The sequence below is a fragment of the Bradyrhizobium arachidis genome, from assembly GCF_015291705.1.
GTDB classification, from domain to species: domain Bacteria; phylum Pseudomonadota; class Alphaproteobacteria; order Rhizobiales; family Xanthobacteraceae; genus Bradyrhizobium; species Bradyrhizobium arachidis.
Genome location: NZ_CP030050.1, coordinates 5,984,947 through 6,000,455, shown reverse-complemented (window position 1 = coordinate 6,000,455; position 15,509 = coordinate 5,984,947). Strand labels below are relative to the sequence as shown.

Below are 15,509 nucleotides of genomic sequence, written 5' to 3'. Positions count from 1 at the left end.
CGCCAACAGCTTGAAGAAAAAGGGCGCAGCCTCGGAAAGGCTGCGCCCTCGATGTTTCAGGGCATGCGGAGCCGAGGCTCCGCCGCCGTTCGCGATCAAGCCGCCAGCGCGTTGGGCGCGAGGTTCGCCTGCTGCACGGCGATGTGCTCGGTGATCATGGTGCCGCCATGTCCATCCGAAGCCAGCGCGAAGTTCGCGGCCGAGTACTGGCCGAGCAGGGCCAGCGAGGCTGAATTGACGCCGTCGCTGATTGTCAGCGTGCCGCCGCCGTTGCCGGGATCGGCTGCGTAGCCCAGCGTCGTCCCCGCGCCGAAGGCGATGTCGCGGAGATCGATGATATCGGTGTCGCCGAAGCCGGAGATCTGACCCGAAAACAGGTCGGAGCTGTCGAGCTGAAGCGTGCCGCCTTCGCCCTCGAACGTGACGTCGACCGCAGCCCCGCCTACGGCAACATGCGCGAGACCACCGGAGATGATCGTGCCGTTGGCGACGCCGCTGTTCACGAGCTCGACGCCGCCGCTGTGGACGATCGTTCCGTTGGTGATGCCGCCGGACACGGTCTGGAGGCCGCCGCTGTTCACCACCGTGTCGTTGGCGATGCCCATGACGTTCTCCTTGCCGTGATTTCCGATCACGGTGTCGTCGACGACGCCATAGACGTACTCGATGCCACCCAGATTGGTGGTGTTGTCGGCAGTGCCGTAGACGAACTGGTATCCGGCGCTGATGACCATGTTCATCGCAAGGCCGCCGACCTGGATCATGGCGTAGCCGCCGGCCAGCACCGTGGCATTCTTCGAGACGCCGCCGGTGTCGACGACCTCGTAGCCGCCGGAATTCACGGTCGTGTTCGTCGAGGTGGCACCGGCGCTGACGATCTCGTAGCCGCCACGATTGACCGTGGTCGCGAACGAGCTTCCGCCTGCGCTAACGAACTCGTAGCCGCCGCTGTTGACGATCGTGCCGCTGGTGACGCCGCCCGAAGTGACGACTTCGTAGCCGCCGCGGTTGACCACCGTACCGACCGCGAAGCCGTAGATCTGCACCTGCTGCGTTGCGCTGGTCAGGGTCGTGCCGCTCACCACGCCGCCGCCGAGCACGGTCTGCGTGCCGCCGGTCATCACCGTGTTGTTGGCGACGCCGTCCCAGACGATCTGGGCGCCACCGCTCATATGCGTGCCGTTGGCCGTGCCGCCGGCCAGCACATATTCGAAGCCGCCGCTCATGGCGGTGTTGTTCGCGACACCGCCGTTTCCGATGAACTGCCACCCGCTGGTCATCGTCGTGTTGATCGCAAGGCCGACGACGTCCTGCTGGCCGCCGGCAATGGTGGTGCCGCTCACGGTCGCGCCGCCATAGACGGCCTGGTAGATGGCGTTGCCGAGCGTCGTGCCGCTGGCCACGCCGCCGGAATAGACCCATTGCGCGCCGGCGCTCAGGTTGGTTCCGGTCGCGATGCCGCCGTCATAGATGGCCTGAACGCCGCCGCCGGTCGTGCCGCTCGCCGTGCCGCCGGAGTAGACGTTCTGCGTGGCGCCGTCCAAGGTGGTGTCGATCGCCTTGCCGCCGTTGAAGATGTTCATGACGGCGCCGCCGGCGATCGTCGCGTTGATGTCGGTGCCGAACACGTTCTCGACGGCAAGGCCGCCGAGGAAAGAGTCGACAGCCGTCCCGCCGGCGTCCACCACCAGCACGCCGCCGCCGTTGACCACCGTCCCGTTGGCGGTGCCGCCGGCGTGGATCTCGAGCGTACCGCTCCACAGGACCAAGGTCCCGTCGACGGTCGCCCCGGAGCCGACCGCCAGAGTGTCGCCCGGCTGTACTACGTCAGTCATCGCATTTCTCCTGGTAAAATTCACTGTGTCCTATGTCCGTTTCGCGTCCCGAAGCCCGGGATGGTCTCGATCGTGCGTCTCACTTGGTCGAAGGTGATCAACCGCGTGCACTCGAATTGTCGCGGCGTATCCTTGTGGCGTGGACACCACAGGAAGTCTTTGTGGTCGAACCTGTGAACAGGATCGTTCCAGCAGGAATTGCAGGCGTGATAGTTGACGACGCGGTAGGGCGTCGTGAACTCGTTGGTCGGATGCGTGAAGCCGCTGATGAGCACGACCGGCGTTCCGCTCGCCCAGGCAAGCCATGACAGCCCGCTCGACAGGCCGATGAAGAAGTCCGCGTGCTTGAGCCAGCGCGCACGCTCCTGGAGCGGGCGATCTCCGGTCTCGTCCTCGGCGCCGTGCGGAATCTGCGTCCACACCACGCCGGAGCCGTGAACCGGTTTCTGGTCGATGCAGATCACGCGATAGCCCGCTTGCTTCAGGAAGCGGACGGTCTCGCGCCAGCCGTGTGGATTATTCCAGTATTTGCACTGGGTCGTGCTCTGCACGGCGATGCAGACATAGGGCCCGGCGATGGGTGGCGTGTCATCCGCCACCGCAATCCGCGGCGGCTGCTCGGCGGGATCCACGCCGAGGATGTAGCCTGCGGTGCGATGCAGGCCGACATGGCGGAAGTCGCTGGGCTGATACACATGGTCCTGATCGTCGAAGAACAGCCCGATGTTGTACGTCGCGTAGTAGCGGCGGGGATCGACCTCGCCGTGACCGAGCAGCGTGATGTCCGGATAGGCCTTGCGAAACAGTGGGATGACCTTTTCGGACATCGTGCAGGTCAGGCGGCAGCCGTGGCGCTCGCGAAATCGGTCCGCGTAGGGAAACCACCCGATCGTATCGCCGAGCGTCATCTCGGGAAGCTGGATCAGGACGTCGCGATCTGTGGCCGAATAGTCGTGCTGGAGGACAACCTCGTTTTTGACCCGGATCTCGAGACGGATGCGCACGAAGTAGCGCTTGGTCGAATTGATGCGGCCCGACTTGATCTCGGTTTCGAACAGGACATTGCCGCTGTCGATATCGCTCAGCCTGGCTTGGTAGGGGCCGTTGCCGTCGGGGAGCAACACCCGGCAGCCGTCGTTGAAGTCGAAGCGGATGCCGAGCGGGCCGGACTGGGTCGGGATGTCGGCCGGCGGACGGAATGGCGGCTTGTCCGGCCCCGCCGACGGTGACCGCGCGCTCTGCGGCAACGGCGCGGCATCGCCCTGCGCGGGTGCCGGAGGCCGGGACGAGCCGTTCGTACCGGGAGCAGCTGTTGGGATGTGCGCAATATTCATAGGTGAGTGGTCGGCAAAATGGACGTCATCTGACGGTTTTGGCGCGGAATGGCTTGCGGTCGCTATCGCAACGACCGGGCCGTCGCTGTCGCGGCGACGGGTAGGCAATTACGACATGCGCATCAATTTTGTTATCATAACACAGTGAGTGATGGTTTATTCCCGTCCAATGTTATGTGATGTTGCGTCGCGTTGACGCGTCGGGCCGCGCCGAACGACGCCGCAAGGGTGTCGCGCCGATCATGAGAATCTGATCGGTGCATTTTCGATCATGAGGCCAAATAGGGCCTATTTTGTTGATGCGGAGAGCGATGCAGGCCTGAGGATAAGGTTCACCCAAATGTCGTCGGTGTTGAGTAAGATCCCCCTGATCGCGGGCGTCGGGATCGCCGTTCAATTGAATTTACGTTCGTATGTGAGTCGTGCTTGTTGCATATAACATATATCGCAAGAATATCATATGAATTTCTACGCGGCCGCTCGCCTCATGCCCGACGAGGGATGTTGGGAGCAGCCGCGCGGCCGTCGAGGTGTCCGCGGGTGACTGAGTTGAGACATGACGGGGCGGCACATGGCTGAAGACGCGGCACGCGAGTCGTCCGGCGATCCGGGCCTTCACGCGATCGTCGCCTTGCTGCGTCTGAACGGCGTGGGGGCGAGCCCGGACCAGGTCCGGCATCAATTCGGCAACAATATCGGCGTCACCGAGATCCTGCGTTGCGCAAAGGGCTTCAGCCTGAAGGCGAAAACGGTCTCCACGAGGTGGGAGCGGTTCACCGGGATAGCGATGCCATGCATCGCGGTCTTGCGCGACGGCGGCTTTCTGCTGCTCGGCAAGGCCGGGGAGGACAAGATCATCGTGCAGGTGCCGGATGCCGCGAAGCCGGACCTCATGACCCGGGCCGAGTTCGAAGCCGTATGGGACGGCCGGGTGATCCTGGTCGCCAAGCGCTCGCTGTTGACCGACCTTTCCCGGCGTTTCGACATCACCTGGTTTCTGGGAGCGATCCACAAATACCGGCGGCTGCTCGGTGAGGTACTGGTCGGCTCGCTCTTCCTCCAGCTGTTCGCGCTGGTCTCCCCGTTGCTGTTCCAGATCGTGATCGACAAGGTGCTGGTCCATCGCAGCATGACCACCCTTGACGTCGTCGTGACCGGGCTGGTCGCGATCGCGATCTTCGAGACGATCCTCGGCGCGCTCCGGACCTACCTGTTTTCGCACACGACCAATCGAATCGACGTCGAGCTGGGCGCGCGGCTGTTTCGGCATCTCTTGGCGCTGCCGATCGGATATTTTCGGGCGCGCCGGGTCGGCGATTCCGTGGCGCGGGTGCGCGAGCTGGAGAACATCCGCAATTTTCTCACCAGCTCCGCGCTGACGATCGCGATCGATCTTTTCTTCACCATCGTCTTCATCGCGGTGATGTGGGTCTATTCGCCGCTGCTCACGCTGGTCACGCTGGCCTCGTTTCCATTCTATATCGCCATCTCGGCCGGCGTCAGTCCGGCGTTCCGCTGGCGGCTCGACGAAAAATTCCAGCGTGGCGCGGAGAACCAGGCATTCCTGGTGGAATGCGTCACGGGCGTCGAGACCCTCAAGGCGATGGCGCTGGAGCCGCAGATGCAGCGGCGCTGGGAGGAGCAGCTCGCAAGCTACGTCGCGGCGAGCTTTCGCGTCATCAGCCTCGGCAATACCGCGAGCCAGGCGATCCAGTTCGTCAGCAAGGTGGCGACGGCCGCGATCCTGTATTTCGGTGCAAGGCTCGTCATCGGCGGCGATCTGACCGTAGGCGAGCTTGTTGCGTTCAATCTCCTGGCCGGCCGCGTCAGCACGCCGGTGCTTCGTCTGGCCCAGATCTGGCAGGATTTCCACCAGGCGCGATTGTCGGTGCAGCGGCTGGGCGACATCCTGAACACGCCGGCAGAGCCCGTCTACACGCCGGGGCGCGCGGCGCTGCCGGCGATCCGCGGCGACATCAAGTTCGAGCACGTCACCTTTCGTTACCGGATCGACGGTCCCGAGATTCTCAGCGATGTGAGCCTGAGCGTGCCGGCGGGGCAGTTCGTCGGGGTGGTCGGCACGTCGGGATCGGGCAAGAGCACGCTCGCCAAGCTGATCCAGAGGCTGTACGTGCCCGAGAGCGGGCGCGTGCTAGTGGACGGCACTGATCTCGCCATGGTCGATCCGACCTGGCTGCGCCGGCAGATCGGCATCGTGCTCCAGGAGAACATCCTGTTCAATCGCACGGTCCGCAACAACATCGCGCTCGCCGATCCCACGATGCCGATCGAGCGCGTGATCGAAGCCGCGAGGCTCGCCGGCGCGCACGATTTCATCCTCGAGCTTCCGGAAGGCTATGACACCATCGTCGGCGAGCAGGGGAGCACGCTGTCCGGCGGCCAGCGGCAGCGGATCGCCATCGCGCGGGCGCTGATGACCAATCCGCGCATCCTGATCCTCGACGAGGCGACGAGCGCGCTCGACTACGAGAGCGAGCGGATCGTCCAGCAGAACATGGCGCAGATCGCCAAGGGGCGCACGGTCTTCGTGATCGCGCATCGGCTGTCGACCCTGCGCATGGCCCACCGCATCATCACGATGGATCGCGGCCGCCTGATCGAGGACGGCACCCATGACGAGTTGATCAAGACAGGGGGCCGCTACGCCACGCTGTTCCGGCTTCAGGCGGGCTTGCATGAAATCAGCTAGCAAGGTCGTGCCGTTTCCGGCCAGCAGAGCTCCGGTGCGCAGCAAGGACGAGATAGCCTTCCTGCCGGCCGCGCTCGAGATCGTCGAGGCGCCGCCCAATCCGGTCGGCCGCGCCGTCGGCGCCGTGATCGTCGCCGCCTTCGCGGTGGCGACCGCCTGGGCCTGCCTCGGCACCGTCGATATCGTCGCGGTGGCGCCGGGCAAGGTGATCCCGAGCGGCCGGACCAAGGTGATCCAACCGTTCGAGACCAGCGTCGTGCGCGCGATCCAGGTCGCCGATGGCCAGACGGTGCGGGCAGGGGATGTGCTGGTCGATCTCGACTCCACGATGAACGAGGCCGAGCTCGGACACCTCAAGAGCGATCTCGTTGGTGCGCAGCTCGAGGCGGCGCGGCTGCGCGCGGCGCTTGCCGGCGGCGGCGATCCGGTCGCCAGCTTCCATCCGCCGGAAGGCGCTCCCGCCGAACTCGTGAAGGTCCAGCGCCGATTTCTGGCGAGCCAGGCCGCCGAGCAGGCCGCCAAGCTGGCCTCGATCGAGCACCAGGTCGCGCAGAAGGAGGCCGAGCGGACCACGATCACGGCGACGATCGGCAAGCTCGAGGCGACGATCCCGCTGCTCCAGCAACGCGTCGACATGCGCAAGCAGCTGTTCGACAAGGAACTGGGATCGAAGATCTTTTATCTCCAGGAGCTCCAGGATCTGGTGGGCCAGCAGCAGGAGCTCGTGGTTCAAAGGAGCCGGTCCAAGGAGGCCGACGCGGCCCTCGCTGCACTGGTCGAAACCGGGACGAAGACGACGGCCGAATATCAGCGCTCGCTGTCGGACGACCTCGCCAAGGCCGAGCAGAAGGCCGCGGGCCTGATGCAGGACGTCGTCAAGGCCGAGCAGAGGAGGAGTTTTCAGCGCCTGACCGCACCGGTCGACGGCGTCATCCAGCAGCTTGCCATCCACACCGTTGGCGGTGTCGTCACGCCCGCGCAGTCGCTGATGGTGATCGTACCGCTGGAGAGCCGGCTGGAGATCGAGGCGATCGTGTCGAACCGCGACATCGGCTTCATCGAGGTCGGCCAGGACGTCGCGATCAAGATCGATACCTTCAATTTCACCAGATATGGCCTGGTGGACGGCAAGGTCACGAGCGTGTCACACGATGCCATCACCCGCGACAAGCCTGCCGACAAGAATGGCGACAAATCCCTGGGCACCGAACAGAACAGCAGCGAGCCCAAGGGGCAGGAGCTGGTGTATTCGGCCCGGATCGCTCCCGCGAAGGACCGGATGCTGATCGACGACAAATCCGTCAATCTCTCACCCGGCATGGCCGTGACGGTCGAGATCAAGACCGGGACGCGCTCGATCATCAGCTATCTGTTGTCGCCGCTTGCGCGCTATCGGCACGAGAGCATGCGGGAGAGATAGCGGAGCATCGTGCGCCGCATCTTCCCGCTGGCTCCGATCTCACGATCCGGATAGGCTGCCCGACGAACAAAACGCCAGGGAGCCCCCATGCCCAAGCTCGATCATCTCCGCCCCAGCGGCCTTCATCACAATCCAGCCTATTCCCACGTCGTCACCGCCTCCGGCGCGCGCACCATCTACATCTCCGGGCAGGTGTCGGTGGATGAGGAGGGCCGCATCGTCGGCGAGGGCGATCTCGCCGCGCAGACCACGCAGGTGATGCAGAATCTCGGCCACGCGCTGAAGGCGGCCGGCGCGAGCTATGCCAACATCGTGAAGATCACGACCTTCGTGGTCGGCTACAAGCCGGAGCTGCGTCCGATCATCGGCAAGGCCCGCTCGGCTTTTTTTGAAGGCATGGAGCCGCCGGCCTCGACCCTCGTCGGCGTCTCCGCGCTCGCCGCGCCGGAATGGCTGATCGAGATCGAAGCGATCGCGGTTGCGGATTGAGGTGTGGACGGAATGACGTCGCAAAGTGCCATTCGGATAGCTGCTGCATTGATGAGCAGGAGCGATGGACGCGTCCTGCTTGTCAGGAAGAAGGCGACCGAGAGTTTCATGCAACCTGGCGGAAAGATCGAGGCCGGCGAGCATCCGCAAGTCGCGCTCAGGCGGGAATTGTCCGAGGAGCTCGGGATCGATATCGATCCGAACGAGATGACCTATCTCGGGCGATACACCGCGCCAGCGGCGAATGAGCCGGGCCGGCTGGTCGATGCGGAGGTTTTCCGCATCGTCATCGCGCATTCCGTCAGTCCCGGTGCGGAGATCGAGGAGATCCTGTGGCTCGATCCGTCCTCGCCGGGAGCAGTCAAACTCGCGCCTCTGACACGCGACCAACTGCTTCCGCTGTGTCCGTGAGTCCGTAGCCCGGATTGCGCTTCGCTCCATCCGGGCTACGCGTGCCTCCCGCCAGACATCTCCTGGAGAACAGCCATCGCTTCATCGGCCTGCTCGACAGGTACAAAGAGATGGTCGTGATAAAACGCCGACACGGCGTTCACGCTGATGCCGGATTCGGCCAGACGCGCCGTGATTGCCGCGAGAAAGCCCACCGCATCGAGCGCGGAGTGAACTGTCAGGGTGATCAAGCGCGAGAGAAATTCGTGGCGTAGTCCGGCACGTTCAGCGTCCTCGTGCAGTATCACCAGCGTCGTTCCTTCGCGTTCGCGGAACGTCAGCATCGGGCTGATGGTGGCCGGAATGCTCGCGCTTGGCGCAAGCGTGCAGAACACGAAGATTCCGTCCATGATCTCCGGCTTCATGTTGCTCAGCAGCGCGTCGAGATCGCGTTCGCCTGTCACGGTGCCAGCCTCCGAACCGGTAGGATCGTTTGAACCCCTGCGAAGCTGTTGGCGCCAGCGGCCGCTGAAGCTAGACGCAACATACCTTTGTATATCCCCTCTAATCCTTCTCATACCCTGATCTTACGCTGGTACAATTGAGCGACGGCGGGAGATTCTTACAATTTGAGTCCACTCGGGTCACTGCGAGAAAGGCTCAAATGAACGTCGTCATTCGGAAGCTCAACGGCCTGTGGCACCTCATCGTCGGGTCTTGCCAGATCCGAACGCCGTTCCTGGAAACTCAGGATCGGCAGTTGGTCGTTCGCTATGCCAGGCGCGCCTATCCGGGTGCACGGATCTTCGAATGCGACTGAGTTGAGCAGGGCACGATCACTCCTGCGCCTTCTCCGGCCCGTCATAGGCGATGCCCCGGATCACTGCGGCGCTGCCGAACTTCTTGCGCAGACTGTCGACGGCGCGCTCGGCATGGGCGGCGCGGCGGTCGAGCATGTCGGTGTCGTCGGCGGGGGAGCCGTCGCGCAGCGCGCTGACGCCGGCGCCCATCAGGCGGAAGGCGGTGCCGTCGATCTCTTTGGCCAGCATCTCGCGGCAGATCGAGAAGATCTTTGCGGCGAGCTGGGTCGGGGCTGCGATCGACTGCGAGCGGGTGCGCTGGCGGAAATCGGCGGTCTTCAGTTTCAGGGTCACCGTCGAGCCGGCGAGCTCGCTGCTCTTGAGGCGCGACGATGTCTTCTCGCACAGCCGCCACAGGATCTTCTCAAGGCTCGCGAAATCGCGGATGTCGGTCTCGAAGGTGGTCTCGCTGGAGATCGTCTTGGCGCCGCGATCAGGCTCGACGCGGCGGTCGTCGATGCCGCGCGCGAGCCGCCACAGCCTGCGGCCGTCGCTCGGAAATTGCCGCATCATCTCGATCTCGTCGGCCTTCTGCAAGTCGGCGATGATGCGGAAGCCGCGCTGCACGAGGCGCTCCTGCGTCGCAGGTCCAACGCCGAAGATGAAGCCGACCGGCTTCTCCGCCAGCATCGTGCGGGCTTCCTCCTGGTCGAGCGCGGCAAAGCCGCGCGGCTTGTCGAGGTCGGAGGCGATCTTGGCAAGGAACTTGTTGCAGGACAGCCCGACGGAGACAGTGATGCCGACGTCGCGCTCGACGTTGCGGGCAAAGCGCGCCAGCACCTTGGCCGGGATCATGCCGTGGACCCGCTCGGTACCGGAGAGGTCGAGGAAGGCTTCGTCGATCGAGAGCGGCTCCACCAGCGGCGTCAGCGCCTGCATCGCCTGCCGCACCTCGCGCCCGACGCGGACGTACTTGGCCATGTCGGGCGGGATCACGGTCGCATGCGGGCACGCCTCCAGCGCCTTGAACATCGGCATCGCCGAGCGCACCCCATAGGTGCGCGCGATGTAGCAGGCGGCCGACACGACGCCGCGCTTTCCCCCGCCGATGATGACGGGCTTGTCGGCGATGTCAGGATTGTCGCGCTTCTCGACCGTCGCATAGAAGGCGTCGCAGTCGATATGGGCGATGGTCAAGCCCGACAGTGCGCGGTGGCGGACGAGGCGGGGGGAACCGCAGGCGGAACAGCGCCGCACGCCCATATCCAGATCGGCCAGACAATCCCGGCAGAAGCAGCGGGGCCCGGCCGTATCAGGAGCAGTCACGGCACGTCGCGCTCCCAATTGGGGTCGCCGAGCGCCTCGCCAAGGACCTGCCGTGCCGCGGCGACGTTGGTCGGGTGCAGTTCCGAGGCCTTGGCGAAGGCCTTCACGGTGTCGTCATCGCGCAGCACGAAATCGAGCACGCTGAGGAGGAAATTGGGGTCCGAGGCGGCATTGCGCAGGGTCTCCGGACCGACCCCTGTCTCGGCCAGGAACAGGCCCAGCCGCTCGGGCTCGCTGGCGACGAAGGATAGCGCCTGAATCGCAACGATTTCAGCAACTTCGCGGGGGTTGTGAACAGGCTTTTTCAATGGCGCAATTTGCCTTTCCGTTAACTTTCGGTGTCTACTTTGGATCATGCCCGAGTCTCAGCCTTGAGTCTTGCGGCCCGGGACAAGCAACTGGAAACCACATCGCAGAAAGTGGGCCCTCGGGTTTAACGAAACTAGAGCGAATCTGAGGCTAGTTTGAATCCAGTTTTCGAAGCGCCGGGAAGAGGCGCCTGAGGCGTCACATGTATCGGTCTCTCGGACCAAACAGGAGGGCGGGATGGCTAAGACCGTCCTGATCGTGGAAGACAACGAGCTCAACATGAAGCTCTTCCGCGACCTGTTGGAGGCGCACGGCTACCAGACCTCCGGCACCAGCAACGGCTACGAGGCGCTCGACCTCGTGCGCAAGATCCGGCCCGACCTCGTGCTGATGGATATCCAACTGCCGCAGGTCTCCGGCCTCGAGGTGACGCGCTGGATCAAGGACGATCCGGAGCTGCGTGCCATTCCCGTCGTCGCGGTCACGGCGTTCGCGATGAAGGGCGACGAAGAGCGCATCCGCGAGGGCGGCTGCGAAGCCTATTTGTCCAAGCCGATCTCGGTCGGCAAATTCATTGAGACGGTCCGGCGTTTTATCGGATAGGAAGTGAGTTCACAGTGTCCGCGCGTATCCTGGTTGTCGATGACGTTCCCGCCAACGTCAAACTCCTCGAAGCCCGCCTGTCCGCCGAATATTTCGACGTGATGACCGCTTCGAACGGTACCGAGGCGCTGGCGATGGCCCGGCGCGCCGAATGCGACATCATCCTGCTCGACGTCATGATGCCTGATATGGACGGCTTTGAAGTCTGCCGCCGGCTCAAGACCGACCCGGCGACGCACCACATTCCCGTCGTGATGGTCACCGCGCTCGACAGCCCGGCCGACCGCAACCGCGGCCTGGAAGCTGGCGCCGACGATTTCCTCACAAAGCCCGTCTCCGACGTCGTGCTGATCGCGCGCGTGCGCTCGCTGACGCGGCTGAAGATGATGACCGATGAGCTGCGCATGCGCGCCATCACCTCGCTCGAGATCGGCATGCAGGCGCCCGAGCGCAGCGCCGTGGCCGACACGGGGAAGGGCGGCCGCATTCTCCTCGTCGACGACCGCCAGTCCTCCTATGAGCGGCTGGCGACGACGCTCGCCGCCGAGCACACCATCGACGTCGAGCCCAATCCGACGGAGGCGCTGTTCCACGCCGCCGAAGGCAATTACGACCTCCTGATCGTCTCGCTCGACCTCAACAATTTCGATGGCCTCAGGCTCTGCAGCCAGGCGCGCTCGCTGGAGCGCACGCGCCACGTGCCGATCCTCGCCATCGCCGACCCCGAGAACTCGACGCGGCTGCTCCGCGGCCTCGAGATCGGCGTCAACGATTATCTGCTGCGCCCGATCGACAAGACCGAGCTTCTGGCGCGCGTGCGCACCCAGATCCGCCGCCGCCGCTACACCGATCATTTGCGCGACAACGTGCAGAACTCGATCGAGATGGCGATCACCGACGCGCTCACCGGCCTGCACAATCGCCGCTACATGGAGAGTCACCTGGCGACCCTCGCCGAGCAGGCCTCGATCCGCGGCAAGCCGCTCGCGCTGATGATTTTGGACATCGACTACTTCAAGTCGATCAACGACAATTACGGCCACGACGCCGGCGACGACGTGCTGCGTGAGTTTGCCGTGCGCGTCCGCAAATCGATCCGCGGCATCGACCTTGCCTGCCGCTATGGCGGCGAGGAGTTCGTCATCGTGATGCCGGAGACCGATCTGCACGTCGCCGGCATGGTCGCCGAGCGACTGCGCCGCTCGATTGCGGGCGAGCCCTTTGCAGTCCACAAGGGAACCAAGCGCATCGAGGTCACGATCTCGATCGGCCTCACCACGCTGGAACAGAAGGGCGAGGCGGTCGCCGACGTCCTCAAGCGCGCCGACACCGCGCTCTATCGCGCCAAGCACGACGGCCGCAATCGCGTGGTGTCGCAGGCGGCGTGAGGCCGGCTGCGCATAAAAACGCGAAAACAACCCCATGCACAGTAGCCGGAGCTGGTCGGATCGAGGGGGTGCCGGTCACGAAGAGCGGCATTCGGATTTTTGGAATTTTGCTTGACTCGTCGGGCAAAACAGGGGCATGTTGGCATCATCGCGAAGTGGCGCTGACGTGCAGTCAGGTGTCGTCGCCACATCCTCAGCTGTCGTCCCCGCGAACGCGGGGACCCATAACCCCAGGGAGGGGTTATAGCGCGAGCTGGTAACTCCAAGTCTTCGTCAAATTGCGCCCTGTGGGTATGGGTCCCGGATCGGCGCTTCGCTTGTCCGGGACGACAGCTGTTATTGTGGCGCGGGCTTGCCTCGCTTCACCGCCTTCGCATCCCCACCGACATCCACCCCCGCGTTCCGCAACAACACCTTCGCCGCCTCCTTCGCGGCGCGGGCCATCGCGGGATCGTCGCGGACGAGGTCCTGCGCGATGGAGCCGTCGACGAGCAGCACGAGCTGTGTCGCCAGCGCCTCTGCGTCGGCAACACCAAGCTCGGTCAAGCGATCACGAAACCACACGCGGCGGCTTTCCTTGAAGGCGATCGCGATCTTCTTCACCGCGCGATCCGCGGGCCCAAGCTCGGCCACGGCATTCACGAACGGGCAGCCGCGAAAATCCTTGGCCGCAAACCGCCGCTCCAGCGAATCGAAGGTGGCGAGGATCTGCTCGGCGGGCGGCTTGTCGGAGGGGCGCTGAGCTACAAAGCGGCGCTCGAGATAGGCCGCGATCAGCGCGTCCTTGGATGGGAAATGGTTGTAGAGCGTGCGCTTGGAGATGCCGACCTCGGCCGCGATGGTGTCGACGCCGATGGCGCGAATGCCTTGCAGATAGAACAGCTTGTCGGCGGTCTGAAGGATCCGCTCTTTCATCGTCTGTGGAGGGGGCAGGGGAGCCATGCGGTAGCGCGCATCCTGTTCGCTTGACAGCAACAGCCTTCTATAGCCTAAGTACACAGGTCTGTGTAACCAAAATGATCGCGAATTGCAGACGCCGGCGCGTGCGCCGCGCCGACGAGGGAGAAAGATATGCCCCTATTGCAGGTCCTGCGTCCGACATTGCCCATCCTGATCGGCGCCTCGATCATGCTGACGCTGAGCATGGGGCTGCGGCAGAGCCTGGGCATCTTCATGCAGCCGTTGACGCATGACATCCACATCTCGATCTCGGATTTCACGCTGGCGCTGGCCGTGCAGAACCTCGCCTGGGGCTTCCTCCAGCCGCTCGCCGGCGCGATGACGGTGCGCTACGGCTTCCGGCCCATCATGATCGTTGGCGCGCTGATGTATATCGTCGGCCTCGCGCTGATGGCCATCGCGAACGGGCTCGTCAGCATCATGATCGGCGCCGGTGTGCTGATCGGCACCTCGCTCGCCTGCACCGCCGCGGCGATCGCGATGTCGGTGGCGGCGCGCGCGGTGCCCGAAACGGTGCGCTCCACCGTGCTCGGCATCGTCTCCGGCGCGGGCTCGCTCGGCGCCTTGCTGTCGGCGCCGATCGGCCAGATGCTGAACGAGGGCTTTGGCTGGCGCATCGGGCTTGCCGGCTTCGTCATCATGTCGGTGCTGATGATCCCCGCGGCATGGTATGCCGGCCGCATCGACGCCATCCCGCTGCCGAAGCCGGCCGCCGACGACATCGGCGATGCCACGGCCGCGTCGGTGACAAAGGCGGCGTTCGGAAATGCTCCCTTCGTGGTGATGACCTGCGCCTATCTCGTCTGCGGCATGCAGCTCGTCTTCCTTACCACGCATCTGCCGTCCTATCTCGCCATCTGCGGCCTCGATCCGATGCTCAGCGCGCAGACGCTCGGCATGATCGGCGGCTTTAATGTGCTGGGCTCGCTGTTCTTCGGCTGGGCCGGCCAGCGCTGGAACAAGCTGGCGCTGCTGGGCGGCATCTACATCCTGCGCTCGCTCGCGCTCGCCTGGTACTTCATGCTGCCGGCGACGTCGTTCTCGACGCTGCTGTTCGGCGCGATCATGGGCTTCCTCTGGATGGGCGTTGGCCCGCTGGTCGCGGGCGCGGTCGCCGAGATGTTCGGCCTGCGCTGGCAGGCGATGATCCAGGGCCTCGCCTTCATGAGCCACCAGATCGGCAGCTTCCTCGGCGCTTACGGAGGAGGGGTCCTCTACGACGCGCTCGGCTCCTATACCATGGCCTGGCGCATCGGCGTGGCGCTCGGCCTTGCCGGCGGCATCATCCAGGTCGCCTTCGCGCTGATCCGGCCGTCGCAGCCGCCGGCGCCGGTGTTGAAGGCGGCGTAGGTGAACGGTGTGGTCACTCTCGTCAACTTGGATGGCGGACGTCACGCTGCTTGGACGTGATGGCCGCTTGTGACCCATTGCGGACTTAGCCATTTTCCTAGTTTTTGACCTTGCTGTTCACGAATGAAATCAATTGCCTGATAGTCGCCTCGCCGCACTCGAAGAAGCATCGCTCGACCGTAGCTGCAAAACGCATTTGCACGTCGTGGGTCAGCTGTATCTTGACGTGAGTCATCGGGGGCTGGCGGTAGAAGGTTATCTGCTCGCCCCAATAGTCTTTCAGATCGGTGGCATCGAATTGATATAGATCCAGCCGCGGCCGCCCGGATGGCGGCATAAGTCGCGAGATATCCCGAAATTCAGTTTCTGAACGCGTGTAGTTGACGAAGAGCCGCTGACGCACGATCGGCTCGGATTGCACCCGGTTCAAAGGCAATTGTGGTCTCTCCAAATCGGAGCTCCAACAACTCCGATTTTCTCTCTAGCGCTACAGGCAACTCGGTCGATGCTGCAAGCAGCGGAGTACTCGACGCTGCTCCGCAACAGACGGCGAAGAGAAACGAGATCAGCAGCGAATGCGATCGTGGGGTGACCA

Annotated in this window: 15 protein-coding genes; 8 read left to right on the top strand and 7 right to left on the bottom strand. The window is 64.2% G+C overall.

Annotation, left to right across the window (positions count from 1 at the left end):
• Positions 1–95 precede the first annotated feature (95 nt).
• Both WN72_RS28045 and WN72_RS28040 read right to left on the bottom strand, forming a co-directional pair.
• On the bottom strand, positions 96–1,835 hold the full coding sequence (locus WN72_RS28045; RefSeq protein ID WP_092220134.1) for a hypothetical protein: 1,740 nt from the start codon (positions 1,833–1,835) through the stop codon (positions 96–98).
• Between the two features lie 20 nt (positions 1,836–1,855).
• Entirely contained in the window at positions 1,856–3,169 is a 1,314-nt protein-coding gene (locus tag WN72_RS28040) for an autotransporter strand-loop-strand O-heptosyltransferase (RefSeq protein WP_092220132.1), read from the bottom strand.
• Positions 3,170–3,740: 571 nt separating this feature from the next.
• On the opposite strand from WN72_RS28040, the gene WN72_RS28035 reads away from it, so the two are divergent.
• The 4 genes from WN72_RS28035 to WN72_RS28020 all read left to right on the top strand — a co-directional run bounded on the left by WN72_RS28035 (position 3,741) and on the right by WN72_RS28020 (position 8,199).
• Positions 3,741–5,879 (top strand): type I secretion system permease/ATPase, encoded by a 2,139-nt coding sequence (locus WN72_RS28035; RefSeq protein WP_092220130.1) that lies wholly within the window; start codon positions 3,741–3,743, stop codon positions 5,877–5,879.
• Entirely contained in the window at positions 5,866–7,299 is a 1,434-nt protein-coding gene (locus tag WN72_RS28030) for an HlyD family type I secretion periplasmic adaptor subunit (protein WP_092220128.1), read from the top strand. Before WN72_RS28035 ends, WN72_RS28030 begins: the two co-directional genes overlap by 14 nt.
• 87 nt (positions 7,300–7,386) lie before the next feature.
• Positions 7,387–7,788, top strand: a complete 402-nt coding sequence (locus WN72_RS28025) for a RidA family protein (RefSeq protein ID WP_027559671.1) — start codon at positions 7,387–7,389, stop codon at positions 7,786–7,788.
• A 51-nt stretch (positions 7,789–7,839) separates the two neighbouring features.
• A complete protein-coding gene (locus tag WN72_RS28020) occupies positions 7,840–8,199 on the top strand; it encodes an NUDIX hydrolase (protein ID WP_416207744.1) in 360 nt (119 codons plus the stop codon).
• A gap of 35 nt (positions 8,200–8,234) precedes the next feature.
• Here WN72_RS28020 and WN72_RS28015 read toward each other — a convergent pair whose 3' ends face one another.
• Positions 8,235–8,642, bottom strand: coding sequence for an ACT domain-containing protein (locus WN72_RS28015; protein ID WP_027559669.1), 408 nt, complete (start codon positions 8,640–8,642; stop codon positions 8,235–8,237).
• Between the two features lie 200 nt (positions 8,643–8,842).
• Here WN72_RS28015 and WN72_RS28010 point away from each other — a divergent pair, with 200 nt between their 5' ends.
• Positions 8,843–8,998 (top strand): hypothetical protein, encoded by a 156-nt coding sequence (locus WN72_RS28010; RefSeq protein ID WP_167336498.1) that lies wholly within the window; start codon positions 8,843–8,845, stop codon positions 8,996–8,998.
• 16 nt (positions 8,999–9,014) lie between these two features.
• Here the strand turns inward: WN72_RS28010 and WN72_RS28005 are convergent, their stop codons facing one another.
• Together WN72_RS28005 and WN72_RS28000 are read right to left on the bottom strand one after the other, a co-directional pair.
• Entirely contained in the window at positions 9,015–10,304 is a 1,290-nt protein-coding gene (locus WN72_RS28005) for a DNA polymerase IV (protein WP_092220127.1), read from the bottom strand.
• A complete protein-coding gene (locus WN72_RS28000; protein WP_092220125.1) occupies positions 10,301–10,612 on the bottom strand; it encodes a DUF3572 domain-containing protein in 312 nt (103 codons plus the stop codon). The genes WN72_RS28005 and WN72_RS28000 overlap by 4 nt, the downstream gene beginning before the upstream one ends.
• Before the next feature lie 238 nt (positions 10,613–10,850).
• Here WN72_RS28000 and WN72_RS27995 point away from each other — a divergent pair, with 238 nt between their 5' ends.
• The gene (locus tag WN72_RS27995; protein ID WP_092220123.1) at positions 10,851–11,216 is read left to right on the top strand and encodes a response regulator; all 366 of its coding nucleotides are present in this window, start codon (positions 10,851–10,853) and stop codon (positions 11,214–11,216) included.
• Positions 11,217–11,230: 14 nt separating this feature from the next.
• Positions 11,231–12,604, top strand: coding sequence for a PleD family two-component system response regulator (locus WN72_RS27990; RefSeq protein ID WP_027559666.1), 1,374 nt, complete (start codon positions 11,231–11,233; stop codon positions 12,602–12,604).
• Positions 12,605–12,940: 336 nt separating this feature from the next.
• On the opposite strand, the gene WN72_RS27985 is transcribed toward WN72_RS27990, so the two are convergent.
• The gene (locus WN72_RS27985; RefSeq protein WP_027559665.1) at positions 12,941–13,546 is read right to left on the bottom strand and encodes a TetR/AcrR family transcriptional regulator; all 606 of its coding nucleotides are present in this window, start codon (positions 13,544–13,546) and stop codon (positions 12,941–12,943) included.
• Positions 13,547–13,675: 129 nt separating this feature from the next.
• Between WN72_RS27985 and WN72_RS27980 the strand changes: the two genes are divergently transcribed.
• Complete coding sequence (locus WN72_RS27980) at positions 13,676–14,914, top strand: MFS transporter (protein WP_027559664.1); 1,239 nt, start codon at positions 13,676–13,678, stop codon at positions 14,912–14,914.
• A gap of 97 nt (positions 14,915–15,011) precedes the next feature.
• On the opposite strand, the gene WN72_RS27975 is transcribed toward WN72_RS27980, so the two are convergent.
• A complete protein-coding gene (locus WN72_RS27975) occupies positions 15,012–15,365 on the bottom strand; it encodes a hypothetical protein (protein WP_143130831.1) in 354 nt (117 codons plus the stop codon).
• Positions 15,366–15,509 lie beyond the last annotated feature (144 nt).